The sequence below is a fragment of the Micromonospora sp. CPCC 205539 genome (genome assembly GCF_036906815.1).
GTDB lineage: Bacteria > Actinomycetota > Actinomycetes > Mycobacteriales > Micromonosporaceae > Micromonospora.
Map to the genome: position 1 here is coordinate 13,055 of NZ_JBAKHW010000063.1, position 15,751 is coordinate 28,805.

The window sequence follows — 15,751 nt, forward strand, 5'->3', positions numbered from 1 at the left end:
GACGGACTTCCACTCCGTGGCCGTGTCCCCACCCGGCCCGGAAACCCCAAGATCCGCGCACCAACAGGGAAACTGCTGCCTCCCGACGAATCGAGGCAGCAGTTTCCCTGGAAGTTGCGCGGATCTTGAGGCGCGGGGCGCGGAAGGGGCGAAGGGGACGGGCGGTCAGGGGGCGGTCAGGACGAAGGTCTCCAGTTCTTCGCCGCCGTACCAGTCGGTGCGCCGGCCCACGTGGGTCATGCCGAGCCGCCGAGCGACCGCCATCGACGCGTCATTGCCGGGCGAGACCACCGCGTAGATCTCGCGGGTGCCGGCGGCGAACTCCCGGGCGACCGCCGCGCGGGCCGCCTCGGTGGCGTAGCCGTGACCCCACGCATCCGGGTGCAGGTGCCAACCCACCTCGATGTCCTCGGTCCGGCGCGACCGGTCGCGCCCCGGCAGCGGCTTGAGCAGCAGGGTGCCCACGACCAGGCCGGTGTCCCGCACCTCGATCGCCCAATTGCCGTACCGGCCCTGGTCGGCGGCGAACCGATCCTGCCAGAGCCGCTGCCGCGCGGTGGCCTGCGCCGGGTCGGTCATCGGCAGATCAGACGCCATGCCCAGCCACCGGGCGATCTCGGGACGGGAGTAGATGTCGTAGATCCGGGCCAGATCCGCCTCGTCGGCGGTCCAGTCGCGCAGGATCAGGCGTTCGGTGACAAGAACGGTCATGGACGGCGATCTTAATGAGTGGCGTACCCGACGACGGGGAAGAAGAGTGCGGTGGGCAGCGGCTGGCAGCGAGCGAAGCGGATCACGAGCGGTGCGTTCCGCCCGGTACGCGGGAGGGATCTGTCGCTGCACGCCGCCGCCATCACGTTCTACGGGGCGATCGCCGTGGTGCCGGTGGCCCTGCTGGCGATCTGGCTCACCGGGCTGGTCGCCGGGGCCGACCGGGTTCGCCGGCTCACGTCGTACGCCGTGGAGACGCTGCCCACCGCGATCGGCGCGCCCCAGGCGGTGGCCGCGCTCGTCGAGGCCGGGGTGGGGCTGACCCCGCTGCTCGCACTGGCCTCGCTGCTGCCCGCGTCGCTCTACGGCGAGGGCCTGCGCCGGGCGTTCGTCTCGGTGGCCGCGCCCCGTTCCGACGAGCACCTGGTCGGCTGGCGGGGGCGGGTGCTGCTGTTACCGCTGCTCGCGCCGGCGCCCGCGCTGCTGCTGTCGATCCTGCTGGCGCTGCCGGTCACCACCCACCTGGTCCAGCAGGGCGGCTGGGCCGGCGCGCTGGGCGTGGTGCTGTCGTTCCTGGCGGTCTGGCTGGTGCTCACGCCGGTGCTGATCTGGGTGTTCCGGGTGGTCGGGCCGGCGTCGCCGGACTGGCTCTCCACCGTCGCCATCGGGTCGTTCACGGCCGCGAACCTCTCCGGTTTCCTGCACGGCTTCGTGCTCTTCACCTCACTCCCCCTTGACCTTGGCGTGCCGTTCGGCGGTTTCGACGAGATCGGCGCCGGCGTGGCGGTCCTGCTCTGGCTGTACCTGTTCCACGTGATCGTGCTGGCGGGCTACTCGGCAACGCTCGCCCTGTCCCGCTGGCGGGCCCGACGCAGCGCACCCGCGGCGGCAGACGAGGGCTCCACCGTCACGAGCCGGCTGCCCCACGAGCAGTGATCAAGAGGTCTGCGTCGACGGAAAAGCCTCTGCTGACGCAGACCCCTTGATCACCCAACGTCGTGGGGCGCGCGGTCAGCGGCGGAAGGGGCCGGTGAGCTCGTAGGTGATGCCGCCGCTGCCGGTGCGGTTGCCGGACGTGCCGCGCTGGGAGGAGAAGTAGAGGCGGGAGCCGTCCGGGGAGAAGGCCGGGCCGGTGATCTCGGAGGAGCTCTGCCCCAGGACCCTCATGATCGGTGCCACCACGCCGGCCGGCGTGATGATGTTGATCTCCAGGTTGCCGCCGTCCTCGGCCACGTAGAGATCGCCCGAGGCGGTGCCGGTGATGTTGTCCACCCCGGTCAGCGGCGCGGTCCCGGCCGGCACCAGCGAGTCGTCGTACGCCAGGTCGAGGCGCTGGTTGACCGCGTCGTACGCCCAGACCCGGTTGTCGCCCTTGGTGGTGAACCAGCAGGTCCCGCGGTCGTACCAGCAGCCCTCGCCACCGTCGAAGTGCTTCGCCGCGCCGACCTGGAACCGGGTCGGGACCGGGAAGCCGTCCCGGTCCGGGATGTCCCGCCAGGTGACCGGCCCGGCGACCTGGCCGGCCGGGGCGCACAGCACCTGCACCCGGCCGGTCCGCAGGTCACCCCAGGCGTCCGGCACGAACCGGTAGAAGCAGCCGTCCTCCTCGTCCTCGGTGAGGTAGACGACCCTGCGGTCCGGGTCGCAGGCGGCGGCCTCGTGGGTGAACCGGCCCATCCGGGTACGCTCCTCGCCCGCCCGGCTGCCGTCCGGCCACGTCTCGAATACCCGGCCCAGCGGCACCTCCTCGCAGGAGAGCCAGGTGCCCCACGGGGTGGGCCCACCCGCACAGTTGACGTTGGTGCCGCCAAGGATCCGGTACGCCGAGACGATCGTGCCGTCGGCGGCGAAGCGGACCGCCGAGGCGCCGCCCACCAGGGGAATCTCCGAATTGGACACGTAGATCCAGCCGTCGGCGGCCGGGAAGCAGGCGCCGCCGTCCGGTGCCGGGTGCCAGAGGTACGAGGTGCCGGCGACCCGCTGGCCGGAACGAGCGATGACCCGACTGGTGAACCCGGCGGGCAACTGGATGCCGTTCGCGTCGGCGGCCAGCAGGTCCCCGTAGGGACCGGGCCCGGGCTGTGCGGGGGCGGCCAGCGCCGCGCCGGCCCAGAGGCTGCCGGAGAAGGCGGCCGCCCCGGCCACGGCGGAACGCAGGACAGTACGACGGTCCATCGGTGAACCTCCCAGGAGTGGTCGATGCCCGACCGACGGTAGGACCGCGTCAGCATCGACCGCAATCGCTGCATGGTGAACGCGGGATGACGGATCTTCCGGCCCGAGTCGGCGCACGGGGGCTGACCGGGTGGGGCCGCTGGGGCTAGGCTGCGGCGGCATGAGCAGCGAACTTCCCGGCCGCGCCGACGTCGTGATCATCGGTGCCGGGCACAACGGTCTGGTCTCCGCCGTCCTGCTGGCCCGCGCCGGTCTCGACGTCCTGGTGCTGGAGGCCGCCGACGTGATCGGTGGCGCGGCCCGCACCGAGACCCCGTTCCCGAAGGTCCCCGAGCTGCGCCACTCCACCGGCTCGTACCTGCTCGGGCTGATGCCGCCGGAGCTGCTCACCACGCTCGACGTACGGATCCCGGTGCTGCGCCGCGACCCGCACTACTTCCTGCCCACACCGGGCGGCTCCGGCTCGCCGTACCTGTTGATCGGCAGTGACACCGCGGCGACCCGGCGGCAGCTCGCCGAGTTCTTCTCCCCCGCCGACGTGGCCGCCGACGACGCCATGCAGGCCGAGCTGGCCGCCCTGCGCGAGGATCTCGCACCGGCCTGGCTGGCGGAGCCGCTGCCCGTCGAGGAGACCGCGGAGCGCTACATCCGCCCGGCCCTGCGCCAGGTCTTCGTCGACCTGGTCCGCGGCTCGGTCGTGGACTACCTGGCCCGGTTCGAGTTCCGCTCCGAGCTGCTGATCAGCATGTACGCGGTCACCGACGGGCTCTCCGGCCTCAACGCCGGCCCGGACGACCCAGGGACGGGGCACAACTTCCTGGCGCACAACATGTGCCGCCTGCCCGGCTCGGGCGGCACCTGGATGATCGCCGAGGGCGGCATGGGCACCGTCTCGCGTACCTTCGCCGACGCGGCGCGCGCGGCCGGAGCGACCATCCTGACCGGTACGCCGGTCAGCGCGGTGACCCTGGACGGCGGCGCGGCGAGCGGAGTGGTCCTCACCGACGGGCGGGAGGTGGCCGCCCGGGTGGTGCTCGGGGCCTGTGACCCGTACCGGCTGATGGACCTGCTGCCCGACGGCGCGCTACCGGCGCCACTCGGCGAACGGATGGCGGCGGTCCGCCGCCCCGGCACCACCCTGAAGATCAACCTGGCGCTGGCCGGCCTGCCGCGCTTCTCCTGCCTGCCGGCCGACGCGCCGAGCCCGTTCGGCTCGACCATCCACCTGCTGCCCGGCTCGACGTCGCTCGTCGGCGGCGACACCACCTCGCCGATGACCGCGCTGCGGGCCATGTGGGCGGACGTCCAAGCCGGGCGGCTGCCAGCGGAGCCGACCATGGAGTGGTACCTGCACACCACCGTCGACCCGTCGCTCTCCGACGCGGCGGGGCACCACTCGTCGGCGCTCTTCGTGCAGTCGGTCCCCTACGAGCTGGCCGGCACCACCTGGGATGCGGCACTGCCCGGCTACGTCGACCAACTGATCGACGTCGTCGAGCGGTACGCCCCCGGGACCGCCGACCTGATCGCCGACGCGGTGCCGCTGCCGCCGCCGGGGATCGAGGCACACTTCGGCATTACCGGCGGGCATATCCACCACGTCGACAACACCGTCTCGTTCACCGACCGGATGCCGTACGCCATCGGCATCGACGGCGTCTACGCCGGCAGCGCCGGCTGCCACCCGGCGGGCAGCGTCATCGGCGCCGCCGGCCACAACGCCGCCCGCCGAATCCTGAGAGACCTGAACCGCTAACCCCGGCCCTCTCGACTCCCCGGCCGGCCCTCGCTGCCCGGCCCTCTCGACTTCCCGGCCGGCCCTCGCTGCCCGGCCCTCTCGACTTCCCGCGATCTTGCAGTTGCGGTCGCCATTCTGGGGCATTTTTGCCTTATGCCCCGACAGGAAGTGCAAGATCGCCGGGGGGCCGACGTAGCCCTCGCCGTGCGTCTTGCCGGCGGGGGTCGCGGGGCGGGGCGGGGTGGGGCAGCGCGGGGGGTCAGCTCAGGGCTTCGCCGGCCGGGGCGGGGGTTTCGGCGTCGACGCGGTGGGCGCGGACCTTGTGGCCGACACTCGTCAGGCAACGGCCGCTGGGCAGGTCGAAGCGCCACCCGTGCAGCTGGCACGTGAGCTGGTCGCCCTCGACGATGCCGAACCGGGTCAGGTCCGCCTTCAGGTGCGGGCAGCGCCGCTGCAGCACCCAGTCGCCCAGGACGATGTCCTCGGCGTCGGTGCTGCGCTCGTGCTCGTCGTACCAGCCCTCGGCGTACTGGAGCCGCTCCTCGGACAGGCACTTGAAGAACGCGTACACGAACTCGTTGTACTGGCCGATCCGGGCCGCCGAGAACCGGCAGGACAGGAAGAGCGAGTTGACCCAGTCGACCTCGTCGATGAAGAGCAGGTGCTCGATGAGCGACCGCTCGGTCCGGAACCGGTAGCGGACCTTCTCATCGGCGTACGGCCGGACCTGCTTGCCCGGGAAGTCCACCACGATCGACTCGACGCTCTCGCCGTCGTAACCCACCAGGTCGAAGCGGACCGGACCGCCGACCCCCTTGGCCAGGTAGATCGACTCTTCGAGCAGCGGCTCGATCCGGCGCTTCATCTCGCCGAGCACGTCCACCTCGGGGTGCCGCCAGGACGCCTTCTCGGCCTCGATGACCGGGCGCTTGCGCTCCCGCATCTCCTCCAGGTGGGCGACCTTGTTCGCGAAGAACTCCTCGACCGGCACCGGGTGGGTGGTGGTCGCGCCCTCGGTGGTGACCTCGGCGACGCTGCCCGGCAGCAGCACGATGCCGTTGGTGCCGCCGACCTTGGCGTACTCGGACATGAAGACCGACTGGTCGGGGAAGATGTTGCCCTCGTCGCCGTGGATGTCGTTGAACTGCCAGAGCGAATCGTCGAGGAAGCACGGCGGGCCGGCGATCGGGAAGACGTGCGAAGCCTTCAGGTCGTCGATGTAGCGCCAGGTCCGGTCGAACTGACGGTCGCGCTTCTGCTTGCCGAACGCGGTCTTCGCCGCCTGCGGCAGCTCGTAGACCATCGGGTACCAGATCGCGCCGGAGAACTGCAGCAGGTGCGCGTGCACGTGCCCCAACTCGGCGAAGACGCTCAGATCGGTGGGGCGGGCATCGTTCTGGTTGAGCAGGCGGACCCCGTCGTGCTCAACCCAGAGCGAGGAGTCGCCGATCGGGCCGTCGGTGGGGCTGGTCAACGCCTGAATCATGACCTTGAGGCCGCCGTCCAGCTCGACGACCTCCTCGCTGCGGGTCTTCAGAAACTTCGTGAAGCCCAGCGCCCGCAGCTCGTCCTCCATCTCCGAGGTGGGGAACTCGGGCAGCAGCACGGTGGCCTCCTTCGAGACGTACCGCTTCAGGTGCGCCGCGTCGAAGTGGTCCCGGTGCAGGTGGGAGACGTAGAGGTAGTCGACCTGGCCCAGGGTCTCCCAGTCGAGCAGCGAATTGTCCGGAAAAGGAAACCAGGAGGCAAAGTACGCGGGATTCACCCACGGGTCGCACAGAATGCTGCCCGCGGCCGTGTCGATCCGCATGCTGGCGTGCCCGGTCCCGGTCACTCGCACCGCACAGTCCCCCTCAAACAGACAATCAGGTGTACGCCAAACGCTACCGGAGGGAGTCTGACCCCCGCCCCGCGACGCCGGTAGTGCCGTTGGACCCCGGTTTCCGGGGCCTGTCCACCGGTAAACCCCCACCGCGCCGCCCCGGGCAGGAGGCGTGCCAGACTAACCGGAGATCCGATCGCGAGGGAAGGACCGACCAGTGGCAGGAAGCGAGCCGGTAACGTCGCCAGACCAGCACAAGCCGGGGCACCGCAAGCTCGGGCGAATCGGCGCGGTGCTCTCCGCGTTGGCGCTGGTGGCGATGGTGTGCGGCAACCACGAGGGCAAGGTCGAGGACATCTGGCTGGTCAGCCTGGCCGCGCTGCTGCTGGTCATCGTGATCGGCGACGTCGTGCTGCGGCGCAGCGGTCTGCGTTCCTGACCCGACCGACCGGCCGAGAACGCCGAGGGCCCGCCCCCACCCGGGGACGGGCCCTCGTCCGTACGTGTCGGGGTCAGCGCCCGAAGAGGATGTCCTGCACGTCCTTGAGCGCGGCGTCCACCTCGGCCTCGAAGTAGCCGCCGGGCACCAGGCCGAACCGGAGCGTGTCCAGGTCCTTCGGGTTGACCGGCATCGGGTTGCGGCCCTGCATGCCGCCGAGCAGGGTCTCGAAGAACCGGTCGACCTGATCCGGGTCGTACCCGCTGCCGAAGCGGCGCACCTGGAAGCGACGCCGGATCTGGTCGACCCGGTACAGGTCGCTGCCGGGCGGACCGGCCATCGGCGGGCCGACCATCGGCGGGCCACCGACCGGCGGGCCGGGCACGGCGGGCGGACCGGCCATCGGCGGGCCGCCCATACCCTGTTGCGGCATCGGGGGCGGGCCGGCCGGGCCACGGCGCATGTCGCGCAGGTCCCGTTCGGGCATCCGGATCTCGGCGGTCATGTCGGTGCGACCATGCCGACCGGCCTCGAAGCCGTCGAAACGCGGCTCCTCGGGCGGCGGCGGGTAGCCACCCGGCGCGCGCTGGTCATCCTGGCCGTAGCCACCGGGCATCCGCTGGTCGTCCTGGCCGTACCCGCCGGGCATCCGCTGGTCGTCCGGGCCGTAGCCACTGGGGCCGGCGGGCAGGCCGCGCGGCGGCGGGCCGCCCATCGGGCCACCGGGGCCCATCGGGCCGGGGCCGGCCGGGCCACGGGGCGCGTCGTAACCACCCCGGGGGGCGTCGTAACCACCCGCGAAGGCACCGGTGGGCTCGTCGTACCGACCGTAGCGGTCCGCGGGCGGGCCGGCCTGCGCCGGCATCGGCCGGGGCGGCATCGGCTGCGGGACCATGCCACGGTCATCGCGCATCGGCGGGCCCATCCGGTCCGGAGGGCCCAGCCGGTCACTCATGCGGGGGTCGCCGCCGCGCCCGGCGCCGCGCTCCTCCAGCTCGGCCAACTGCCGCTCGACCCGGTCCAGGTGCAGGTCGACCTGCCACTCGTCGTAGCCGTTGAAGCGGACCCGGAAGACGACGTCGTGGACCTCCTGGGAGGCCACCGGCGCGCCGACCTGCCGGCCGTCAAGCGTCGCCTCCACCCGGTCGAGGAAGGCGTCCACCTCGTCGACCTTGTATCCCCGGCGGAGCGCCTTGCGCCGGAAACGCTGACCCTGACTCGCCACTATGTCTCCTGGTCTCGTTCGCCAAGCCCGGTCACGCCGGTGCCTCTCCGGCGCGGTCGGTGTTGGTGTCGGTGTCCTCGGCGGCGGCGAGCTGGCCACACGCGCCGTCAATCTCGCGACCTCGGGTGTCCCGCACGGTGGTGGACACGCCGGCATCGCGCAACCGCCGGACGAACTCCCGCTCCACCGGCTTCGAGCTGGCGTCCCAGCGGCTGCCCGGCGTCGGATTGAGCGGGATGAGGTTCACGTGGGCCAACTTGCCGGCCAGCAGCCGCCCGAGCAGGTCGGCCCGCCACGGCTGGTCGTTCACGTCCTTGATCATCGCGTACTCGATCGACACGCGACGGCCCGTCCGGGCGGCGTAGTCCCACGCTGCGTCCAGCACCTCGGCTACCTTCCAGCGCTGGTTTACCGGCACGAGTTCGTCGCGCAGATCATCATCGGGCGCGTGCAACGACAACGCAAGGGTCACTGAGAGGTCTTCGCTGGCCAGTCGGCGGATGGCCGGAACCAGCCCGACCGTGGAAACGGTGATGTGCCGCTGCGAGAGCCCAAGCCCTTCCGGAGCAGGGCTGACCAGGCGACGGATGGCCGCGATCACCCGAGAGTAGTTGGCCAGTGGCTCGCCCATGCCCATGAAGACGACGTGGGACAGGCGCGGTGGGGAGCCGGCGACCACGCCGGACGCCGCCACCCCGGCCAGGTACACCGCCTGGTCGACGATCTCGGCGGTGGACAGGTTACGGGTCAGCCCGGCCTGGCCGGTGGCGCAGAACGGGCAGGCCATGCCGCAGCCCGCCTGGCTGGAGATGCAAACGGTGACCCGGTCCGGGTAACCCATCAGCACGCTCTCCACCAGCGAGCCGTCGTGCAGCCGCCAGAGCGCCTTGCGGGTCGCGCCGTCGTCGCAGGCCAGCTCGCGGACGGGGGTGAGCAGCTTGGGCAGCAACTGGTCGGCCAGCCGCTCCCGGGTCGCGGCCGGGAGGTCGGTCATCGCCTGCGGGTCGCGAACCAGCCGCCCGAAGTAGTGGGTGGAGACCTGCTTGGCGCGGAACGCCGGCTCCCCCAACCCGGTGACCAACGTCTGGCGGCCGGCGAGGTCCAGGTCAGCGAGGTGCTGCGGTGGCATGGAGGCCCGGCGTGCGGCGGGGGCGTCCGAGGAGGCGGGGATCAACGGCAGGCTCGTCATGGCTGGTCCAGTGTGTCACGCCGCGGCCGGCAGGGGCCCGTCCGGAGGTGCCGAACGGGTACCGACCTCCGGGTCGGAACGGCCGGGACGGCGTGATCCATGCCTCAGTTCCCCATCGGTACGAAGATCACCAGCAACAGGTACGCGGTCGGCACGGCGAACAGGATCGAGTCCAGTCGGTCCATCAGGCCGCCGTGACCGGGCAGCAGATTGCTCATGTCCTTGACCCCGAGGTCCCGCTTGATCATCGACTCGGCCAGGTCGCCGAGGACCGCCGCGCAGGACACCGACACCCCGAACAGCGCCCCCCACCACGGGGCCAGGTCGAACATCAGCCAGAGCAGCAGGGCGCTGCCCAGCGCCGCCGCGGTGACCGAGCCCGCGAAGCCCTCCCAGGACTTCTTCGGGCTCACCGAGGGCGCCATCGGGTGGCGGCCGAAGGCGACGCCAGCGGCGTACCCACCGGTGTCGGAGAGGACCACCGCGATCAGCGTGGCCAGGATGCGCAGCGGACCGTCGTCGGGGGCCGCCGCCAGCAGGGCCGCGAACCCGCCGAGGAAGGGCACGTAGACGGCGATCAGGGTGGCCGCGGTGAGGTCCCGCTGGAAGCCAGCCGGGCCGTCGCCCAACCGCCAGATCATCGTGCCCAGAACGGTGACCAGCAGCCCCAGGCTGAGCGCGTCCGGACCGGCGAACCAGGCCAGCCCGATGGTCAACACGCCACCGGCGATCAGCGGCACCAGCGGCGGGTGCGCGCCACTGCGCCGGACCGCTCGGGCCATCTCCCAGATGCCGACGGCGATCGCGGCGGCGACCACCACCAGGAACGCCGGCGGGAACAGGAACAGCGGCACCACGATCAGCGCGCCGAGGCCGAGCCCGACCCCGATGGCCGCCGGCAGGTTCCGCCCGGCTCGCCCGGTGGCCGCCTGTTGGGTGGCCGGCCGGTCGACGCCGGCCCGCCGTCGACCCTTCGACCTGCGGCCGCGTGGGTTCTCCGAATCGGTCGCCTGGTCCGGCTCCGGCCCGAGGTCGGCCCGGATCGGCGCGAGCTGCGCGGTCGGGTAACCGCCGTCGTCGTCGTAGCGGGCCGAGGCGTCGCGGTCGTCGTAGCGCTGCGGGTCGTCGTAGCGCTGCGGGTCGTCGTAGCGCTGCGGGTCGTCGTAGCGCTGCGGGTCGTCGTAACGGCCGGAATCGTCGTAACGCTCCGGGTCGTCGTGACGCTCCCGGCCGTTGTAGCGGCCAGGCTCGTCGAAACGCTCCGGGCCGTCGAAACGCTCCGGGCCGTCGAAACGGGGCCGGTCGTCGCTGACGGGCGGGCGGGCGTCGTACCGCCCGGTGCGGTCCCGATCGTCAAACCGATCGGTACGGTCCAGGTCGTCGTACCGGTCGGGCTGGCTCCGGTCGTCCTCGTACCGGTCCCGGTCGTCCGGGCCGACCGGGCGGCCACGCTCGTCGTACGGGTCCGGCGGGTACGGGTCGGCGTACGGCTGAGGCCGGGTACGGGGCTCGGCGGCGTACAGCTCAGGGCCGGCGCCGGCTCGTCGGCTCCGCTGCCCTGGTTCGAGGTCCTGATCGGGCCAGGGCAGGGGCACCGGTCGCTCCGGCCGGTCCCAGCCACGGGGCTCCGGGCCGCTGTAGGGGTCGGGGTGGGACATCACGCACCGCGACGCGGCGCGAGTACCACCACATGACGCAAGACCACAAGCAACCCCTACACGTGCGACTCGTTCCTCCGGTTGACCGACCCGACGGCCGGCTGATTCCCGGCGTTCACCACCCGGCGGTCGGGAATCGTGCCGAGCCTACTGCACCCGCCGTCGCGACGAGGCGGACGATGGCGCCCCGGCCGCCCGTCCCAGGCCGCGGGCGGCGGAACGGCCACACGGAACGCCCGCGTGACCAACCGACACCGACCAGTGATTCACCGACGCCGATCCGACGGTGCTACCGGGCGAATGGGTGATGACCCGCCGGGCACACCGATGGTCGGCTGTCACTGTGCCGGCGCCCGCCGGCACGTCCCACGGGGAAGGGAGCGCCTCGTGCGCAGAATCAGCCTGGCGGCGTTGACGATCGCCACCATCGTCCTGGCGGTGGCCCACCCGGCCGTCGCGGCGACACGGCCGGCAACGATCACGATCGAGCACCGCGCGAGCCAGTTGTACCCGTACGACCCGAGCTACGAGGGGGAAGGTCCCGACTACCCGGCGACCCGGGTCCTCGGTGAGGTGCGGCGCTGCCCGACCGGGTACTACTTCCTGTCGGCGTCGCTGCACCAGGACGGCCTGCCGACCCTCTGGGCCACCAGCGGGCACGGTGCCGGCGAGGTGACCTGCAACGGGGGCACCGTGAGCATCTCGATGAGCTTCTACCGGACCGACCCGGTGCTGCACACCGGGCGGGCCACCGTGCGCTTCGAGCTGCACGACGCGTACGTCGGGACGACGCTGACCGAGACCACCCGGACCGTGAAGATCCCTCGCTGACACACGGCACGAGGCCCGGCCCCGGAACGGGGTCGGGCCTCACGTCGTACGCCGAAAGGACGCCGCGCCTGCGGTCAGACCTCCAGCAGCTCGGTCTCCTTGTGCTTGACCAGGTCGTCGACGTTGGCCGCGTAGCGCTGGGTCAGGTCGTCCAGCTCCTTCTCGGCGCGGCGACCGTCGTCCTCGCCGGCCTCACCGTCCTTGACGATGCGGTCCAGCTCTTCCTTGCCACGGCGGCGGACGTTGCGGATCGCCACCTTGGCCTCCTCGCCCTTGTGCCGCGCCACCTTGATCATCTCGCGGCGGCGCTCCTCGGTCATCTGCGGGAGCAGGATGCGCAGTTGGTTGCCCTCGTTGTTGGGGTTTACCCCAAGGTCCGAGTCGCGGATCGCCTTCTCCATCGCATTGATCTGCGAGTTGTCGTACGGCTTGATGATGGCCATCCGCGGCTCGGGAACCGCGATGGACGCCATCTGGGTCAGCGGCGTGGGCGTGCCGTAGTAGTCGATGATGACCTTGGAGAACATGGCGGCGTTGGCGCGACCGGTGCGGATGGCGCCGAACTCCTCCTTGGCGTGCTCGACCGCACGCTCCATCTTCTCCTCGGCCTCGAGGAGGGTGTCGTCGATCACCGGTCTCCTCGCCTCCTTCTGTGCTCGTCGTGGGCTCTGCTCGCTGCTGCCGTCGCCCCCGGGTCGGGGCCGATGGCTCAGGCGGTGATCAGGGTGCCGATCTTGTCGCCACCCACCGCGCGGATGATGGTGTCGTCACCCTGCGCGCCGAAGACCAACATCGGCAGGCCGTTCTCCATGCAGAGGCTGAACGCCGCCGCATCGGCCACCCGCAGGTTGCGGCGCAGCGCCTCGGAGAAGGTGATCGAGTCGAGCTTGCTGGCGGTGGGGTCGATCCGGGGGTCGGCGGTGTACACGCCGTCCACGCCGTTCTTGCTCATCAGCACCACGTCGGCCCGGATCTCCAACGCCCGCTGGGCGGCCACGGTGTCGGTGGAGAAGTACGGCATTCCAGCGCCGGCACCGAAGATGACCACGCGGCCCTTCTCCAGGTGCCGGATCGCGCGCAGCGGGATGTACGGCTCGGCGACCTGGGCCATGGTGATCGCGCTCTGCACCCGGGTCTCGATGCCTTCCTTCTCCAGGAAGTCCTGCAGGGCCAGGCAGTTCATCACGGTGCCGAGCATGCCCATGTAGTCGGCGCGGGCGCGGTCCATCCCACGCTTCTGCAGCTCCGCGCCACGGAAGAAGTTGCCGCCGCCGACCACCACGGAGACCTGCACACCACGGCGAACCACGGTGGCGATCTGCCGGGCGATGGCCTGGACGACGTCCGGGTCGACGCCGATCGCGCCGCCGCCGAACACCTCACCGGAGAGCTTCAGCACCACTCGGCGGGCCCGTCCCGGCGGCGGTGCCGTCGGATCGTCCACCGCCAGCGTTCGGTCACTCACAACCTGCGTCATCCGCCCCGCCCTTCCCCACGCGCACGCCCCGCGCGCCGCGTACCGCGAACCTGCCGCTGCTGACCCTATGTGACGAGGAGGCCGCGGTGCCTGTCACGTACACCGGCGGCCTCCTCGTTGACGTTTCCTGCCCACGGGCGCCCAGGGCGCCCGGTGGCGGCTCAGGCCTGGCCGACCTCGAACCGCACGAAGCTGGTGACCTCGATGCCGGCCTCGGCCAGCAGCTGCTTCACCGACTTCTTGTTGTCGGACACGGACGCCTGCTCGATGAGGACGAAGTCCTTGAAGAAGGAGTTCACCCGACCCTCGATGATCTTCGGCAGGGCCGCCTCGGGCTTGTTCTCCTCGCGGGCGGTCTGCTCGGCGATGCGCCGCTCGGACTCGACGACGTCGGCCGGGACCTCGTCGCGGGTGAGGTACTTCGGCCGCATCGCGGCGATCTGCATGGCGACACCACGGGCGTCGGCGTCGCCCGCCTCGTCGGTCTTGCCGGTGTACGACACCAGCACGCCGACGGCCGGCGGCAGGTCCTGGGCCTTGCGGTGCAGGTAGACCGCGGTGGTGCCCTCGACCTTGGCGAACCGGTTGAGGACCAGCTTCTCGCCGATCTTGGCGGACTGCTCCTGGATCAGGTCCGCGATGACCTTGCCGTTCAGCTCGCTCGCCAGCAGCTCCTCGGCGTTGGTCGCGCCGGAACGCTCACCGTGCTCGACCAGCTGCTGGGCCAACTCGATGAACGACTCGGTCTTGGCCACGAAGTCGGTCTCGCAGTTGAGCTCGAGCAGCGCCTTGCCGGAGTGGGCGACCAGGCCGTTGGCGGCAGTCCGGCCGGCCCGCTTGCCGACATCCTTGGCGCCCTTGACGCGCAGGATCTCGGTGGCCTTCTCGAAGTCGCCCTCGGCCTCGGTCAGCGCCTTCTTGCTGTCCATCATGCCGGCGCCGGTGAGGTCGCGGAGCTTCTTGACGTCCGCGGCGGTGATTTGGGACATGGCTCTCTCTTCGGTGTTGAGACGGCGTGTGGATGGTCAGAGATGCCGGTTACCCGGATCCGGGCCGATCGTGCGCGACGAGCCGTCGCTGCCCGCCGTACGCGAAAACGGACGGCGGGGCAGCGACGGCGTGGTCACTCAGCGGTAGCGGCGGCCGGCTGCTCGGTGGCGGGCTGCTCAGCGGCGGCCTGCTCGGTGGCGGGCTGCTCGGTGGCGGGCTGCTCGGCAGCGGCCTGCGCCGGCTGCTCGGCCGGGGCGGCGGCGGTCTCGTCGGCCTTCTTCGGCTCGAGCAGCTCGCGCTCCCACTCGGTCAGCGGCTCGTCGGTCGCGACACCCGGCTCGGGCTTCTCGTCGCTGCCCCGGCGACGGCCGGAACGCGCGATCAGACCGTCCGCGACGGCGGCCGCGACGACCCGGGTCAGCAGCTCGGCCGAGCGGATCGCGTCGTCGTTACCCGGGATCGGGAAGTCGACCTCGTCCGGGTCACAGTTGGTGTCCAGCACCGCGATGACCGGGATGCCCAGCTTGCGGGCCTCGTCGACAGCGATGTGCTCCTTCTTGGTGTCGACGATCCAGACCGCGGCCGGAAGCTTCTGCATGTCCCGCAGACCACCGAGGGTGCGGGTCAGCTTGATCTTCTCGCGGGAGAGCTGCAGGGTCTCCTTCTTGGTGAACCCGGCGGCGGTGCCGCTCAGGTCGCCCAGACCCTCGAGCTCCTTCATCCGCTGGAGCCGCTTGTACACCGTCTGGAAGTTGGTCAGCATGCCACCGAGCCAGCGGTGGTTCACGTACGGCTGACCGACCCGGGTCGCCTGCTCCGCGATGGCCTCCTGGGCCTGCTTCTTGGTGCCGACGAACAGGATGCTGCCGCCCTCGGCCACCGTGCCGCGGACGAACTCGTACGCCTTCTCGATGTACTCGAGGGTCTGGCGCAGGTCGATGATGTAGATGCCGTTGCGCTCCGTCATGATGAATCGCTTCATCTTCGGGTTCCAGCGCCGGGTCTGGTGCCCGAAGTGGACACCGCTCTCCAGCAGCTGACGCATGGTCACGACGGCCATGGTGGGGTACTCCTCAAGATCCCTGGTTGTCACGCCCGGCCGGTGGCCGGGCGTCCTGGCGCCTGGTCGCCGGCCATGGTGTTCCCGACCAAGATCGGGACCAGGGAGGCCGTCGCTCCACGACGATTCGTGAAGAGGGCGCGCGAGGTCGACCGCGCAAGGCGGTCGCCAGTTGGCCAGTGTACGCCCCTCCCCGGTCCGACGACCCCCGGGTACGCGCGCTGCCTGGCGCGTACGCGCGGCGCGATCCATGCCCACCGCCCGCAGGCCCATTGCACGGCCCGCGTGCCGCCCCGCAGCACGGCTCGCGGGCCCCATCGCACGGCCCGCGTGCCCTGCGGCGCCCATGATCCGCACTACTTCAGGGAAAGTGTTGCCTCCGCGTCGCCTGAGGCCCCAATTTCCATGATGTTGTGCGGATCATGGGCCCAGCCCG

General features: G+C 71.3%; 14 protein-coding genes. 4 read left to right on the forward strand and 10 right to left on the reverse strand.

What is annotated here, in order from left to right:
• Positions 1 to 165 precede the first annotated feature (165 nt).
• Positions 166 to 711, reverse strand: a complete 546-nt coding sequence (locus tag V6V47_RS30790; RefSeq protein WP_334632036.1) for a GNAT family N-acetyltransferase — start codon at positions 709 to 711, stop codon at positions 166 to 168.
• A gap of 51 nt (positions 712 to 762) precedes the next feature.
• Here V6V47_RS30790 and V6V47_RS30795 point away from each other — a divergent pair, with 51 nt between their 5' ends.
• On the forward strand, positions 763 to 1,647 hold the full coding sequence (locus V6V47_RS30795) for a YhjD/YihY/BrkB family envelope integrity protein (protein WP_334632037.1): 885 nt from the start codon (positions 763 to 765) through the stop codon (positions 1,645 to 1,647).
• Between the two features lie 75 nt (positions 1,648 to 1,722).
• Here V6V47_RS30795 and V6V47_RS30800 read toward each other — a convergent pair whose 3' ends face one another.
• Entirely contained in the window at positions 1,723 to 2,886 is a 1,164-nt protein-coding gene (locus V6V47_RS30800) for an alkaline phosphatase PhoX (protein ID WP_334632038.1), read from the reverse strand.
• A gap of 160 nt (positions 2,887 to 3,046) precedes the next feature.
• Between V6V47_RS30800 and V6V47_RS30805 the strand changes: the two genes are divergently transcribed.
• A complete protein-coding gene (locus V6V47_RS30805) occupies positions 3,047 to 4,642 on the forward strand; it encodes a phytoene desaturase family protein (protein ID WP_334632039.1) in 1,596 nt (531 codons plus the stop codon).
• A gap of 241 nt (positions 4,643 to 4,883) precedes the next feature.
• Here the strand turns inward: V6V47_RS30805 and V6V47_RS30810 are convergent, their stop codons facing one another.
• Positions 4,884 to 6,464 carry a Rieske 2Fe-2S domain-containing protein gene (locus V6V47_RS30810; RefSeq protein WP_334632040.1) on the reverse strand — a complete coding sequence of 527 codons (1,581 nt, stop codon included), beginning with the start codon at positions 6,462 to 6,464 and terminating at the stop codon, positions 4,884 to 4,886.
• A 199-nt stretch (positions 6,465 to 6,663) separates the two neighbouring features.
• On the opposite strand from V6V47_RS30810, the gene V6V47_RS30815 reads away from it, so the two are divergent.
• Positions 6,664 to 6,885 (forward strand): DUF2631 domain-containing protein, encoded by a 222-nt coding sequence (locus tag V6V47_RS30815; protein WP_334632041.1) that lies wholly within the window; start codon positions 6,664 to 6,666, stop codon positions 6,883 to 6,885.
• 73 nt (positions 6,886 to 6,958) lie between these two features.
• On the opposite strand, the gene V6V47_RS30820 is transcribed toward V6V47_RS30815, so the two are convergent.
• From V6V47_RS30820 to V6V47_RS30830, 3 genes are all read right to left on the reverse strand, one after another.
• Positions 6,959 to 8,110, reverse strand: coding sequence for a DivIVA domain-containing protein (locus V6V47_RS30820; protein ID WP_334632042.1), 1,152 nt, complete (start codon positions 8,108 to 8,110; stop codon positions 6,959 to 6,961).
• A gap of 31 nt (positions 8,111 to 8,141) precedes the next feature.
• A complete protein-coding gene (gene rlmN, locus V6V47_RS30825; RefSeq protein ID WP_334632043.1) occupies positions 8,142 to 9,299 on the reverse strand; it encodes a 23S rRNA (adenine(2503)-C(2))-methyltransferase RlmN in 1,158 nt (385 codons plus the stop codon).
• Between the two features lie 104 nt (positions 9,300 to 9,403).
• Complete coding sequence (locus V6V47_RS30830; RefSeq protein WP_334632044.1) at positions 9,404 to 10,957, reverse strand: phosphatidate cytidylyltransferase; 1,554 nt, start codon at positions 10,955 to 10,957, stop codon at positions 9,404 to 9,406.
• Between the two features lie 387 nt (positions 10,958 to 11,344).
• Here V6V47_RS30830 and V6V47_RS30835 point away from each other — a divergent pair, with 387 nt between their 5' ends.
• Complete coding sequence (locus tag V6V47_RS30835; protein ID WP_334632045.1) at positions 11,345 to 11,788, forward strand: hypothetical protein; 444 nt, start codon at positions 11,345 to 11,347, stop codon at positions 11,786 to 11,788.
• Positions 11,789 to 11,862: 74 nt separating this feature from the next.
• On the opposite strand, the gene frr is transcribed toward V6V47_RS30835, so the two are convergent.
• From frr to rpsB, 4 genes are all read right to left on the reverse strand, one after another.
• Positions 11,863 to 12,420 carry a ribosome recycling factor gene (gene frr / locus V6V47_RS30840; protein ID WP_334632046.1) on the reverse strand — a complete coding sequence of 186 codons (558 nt, stop codon included), beginning with the start codon at positions 12,418 to 12,420 and terminating at the stop codon, positions 11,863 to 11,865.
• A 77-nt stretch (positions 12,421 to 12,497) separates the two neighbouring features.
• Positions 12,498 to 13,265: a UMP kinase gene (gene pyrH / locus V6V47_RS30845; protein WP_088946657.1), complete on the reverse strand. Its 768-nt coding sequence runs from the start codon at positions 13,263 to 13,265 to the stop codon at positions 12,498 to 12,500.
• Positions 13,266 to 13,426: 161 nt separating this feature from the next.
• Positions 13,427 to 14,254 carry a translation elongation factor Ts gene (tsf, locus tag V6V47_RS30850; protein ID WP_334632048.1) on the reverse strand — a complete coding sequence of 276 codons (828 nt, stop codon included), beginning with the start codon at positions 14,252 to 14,254 and terminating at the stop codon, positions 13,427 to 13,429.
• Positions 14,255 to 14,388: 134 nt separating this feature from the next.
• The gene (gene rpsB / locus V6V47_RS30855; RefSeq protein ID WP_334632049.1) at positions 14,389 to 15,315 is read right to left on the reverse strand and encodes a 30S ribosomal protein S2; all 927 of its coding nucleotides are present in this window, start codon (positions 15,313 to 15,315) and stop codon (positions 14,389 to 14,391) included.
• Positions 15,316 to 15,751: the final 436 nt, after the last annotated feature.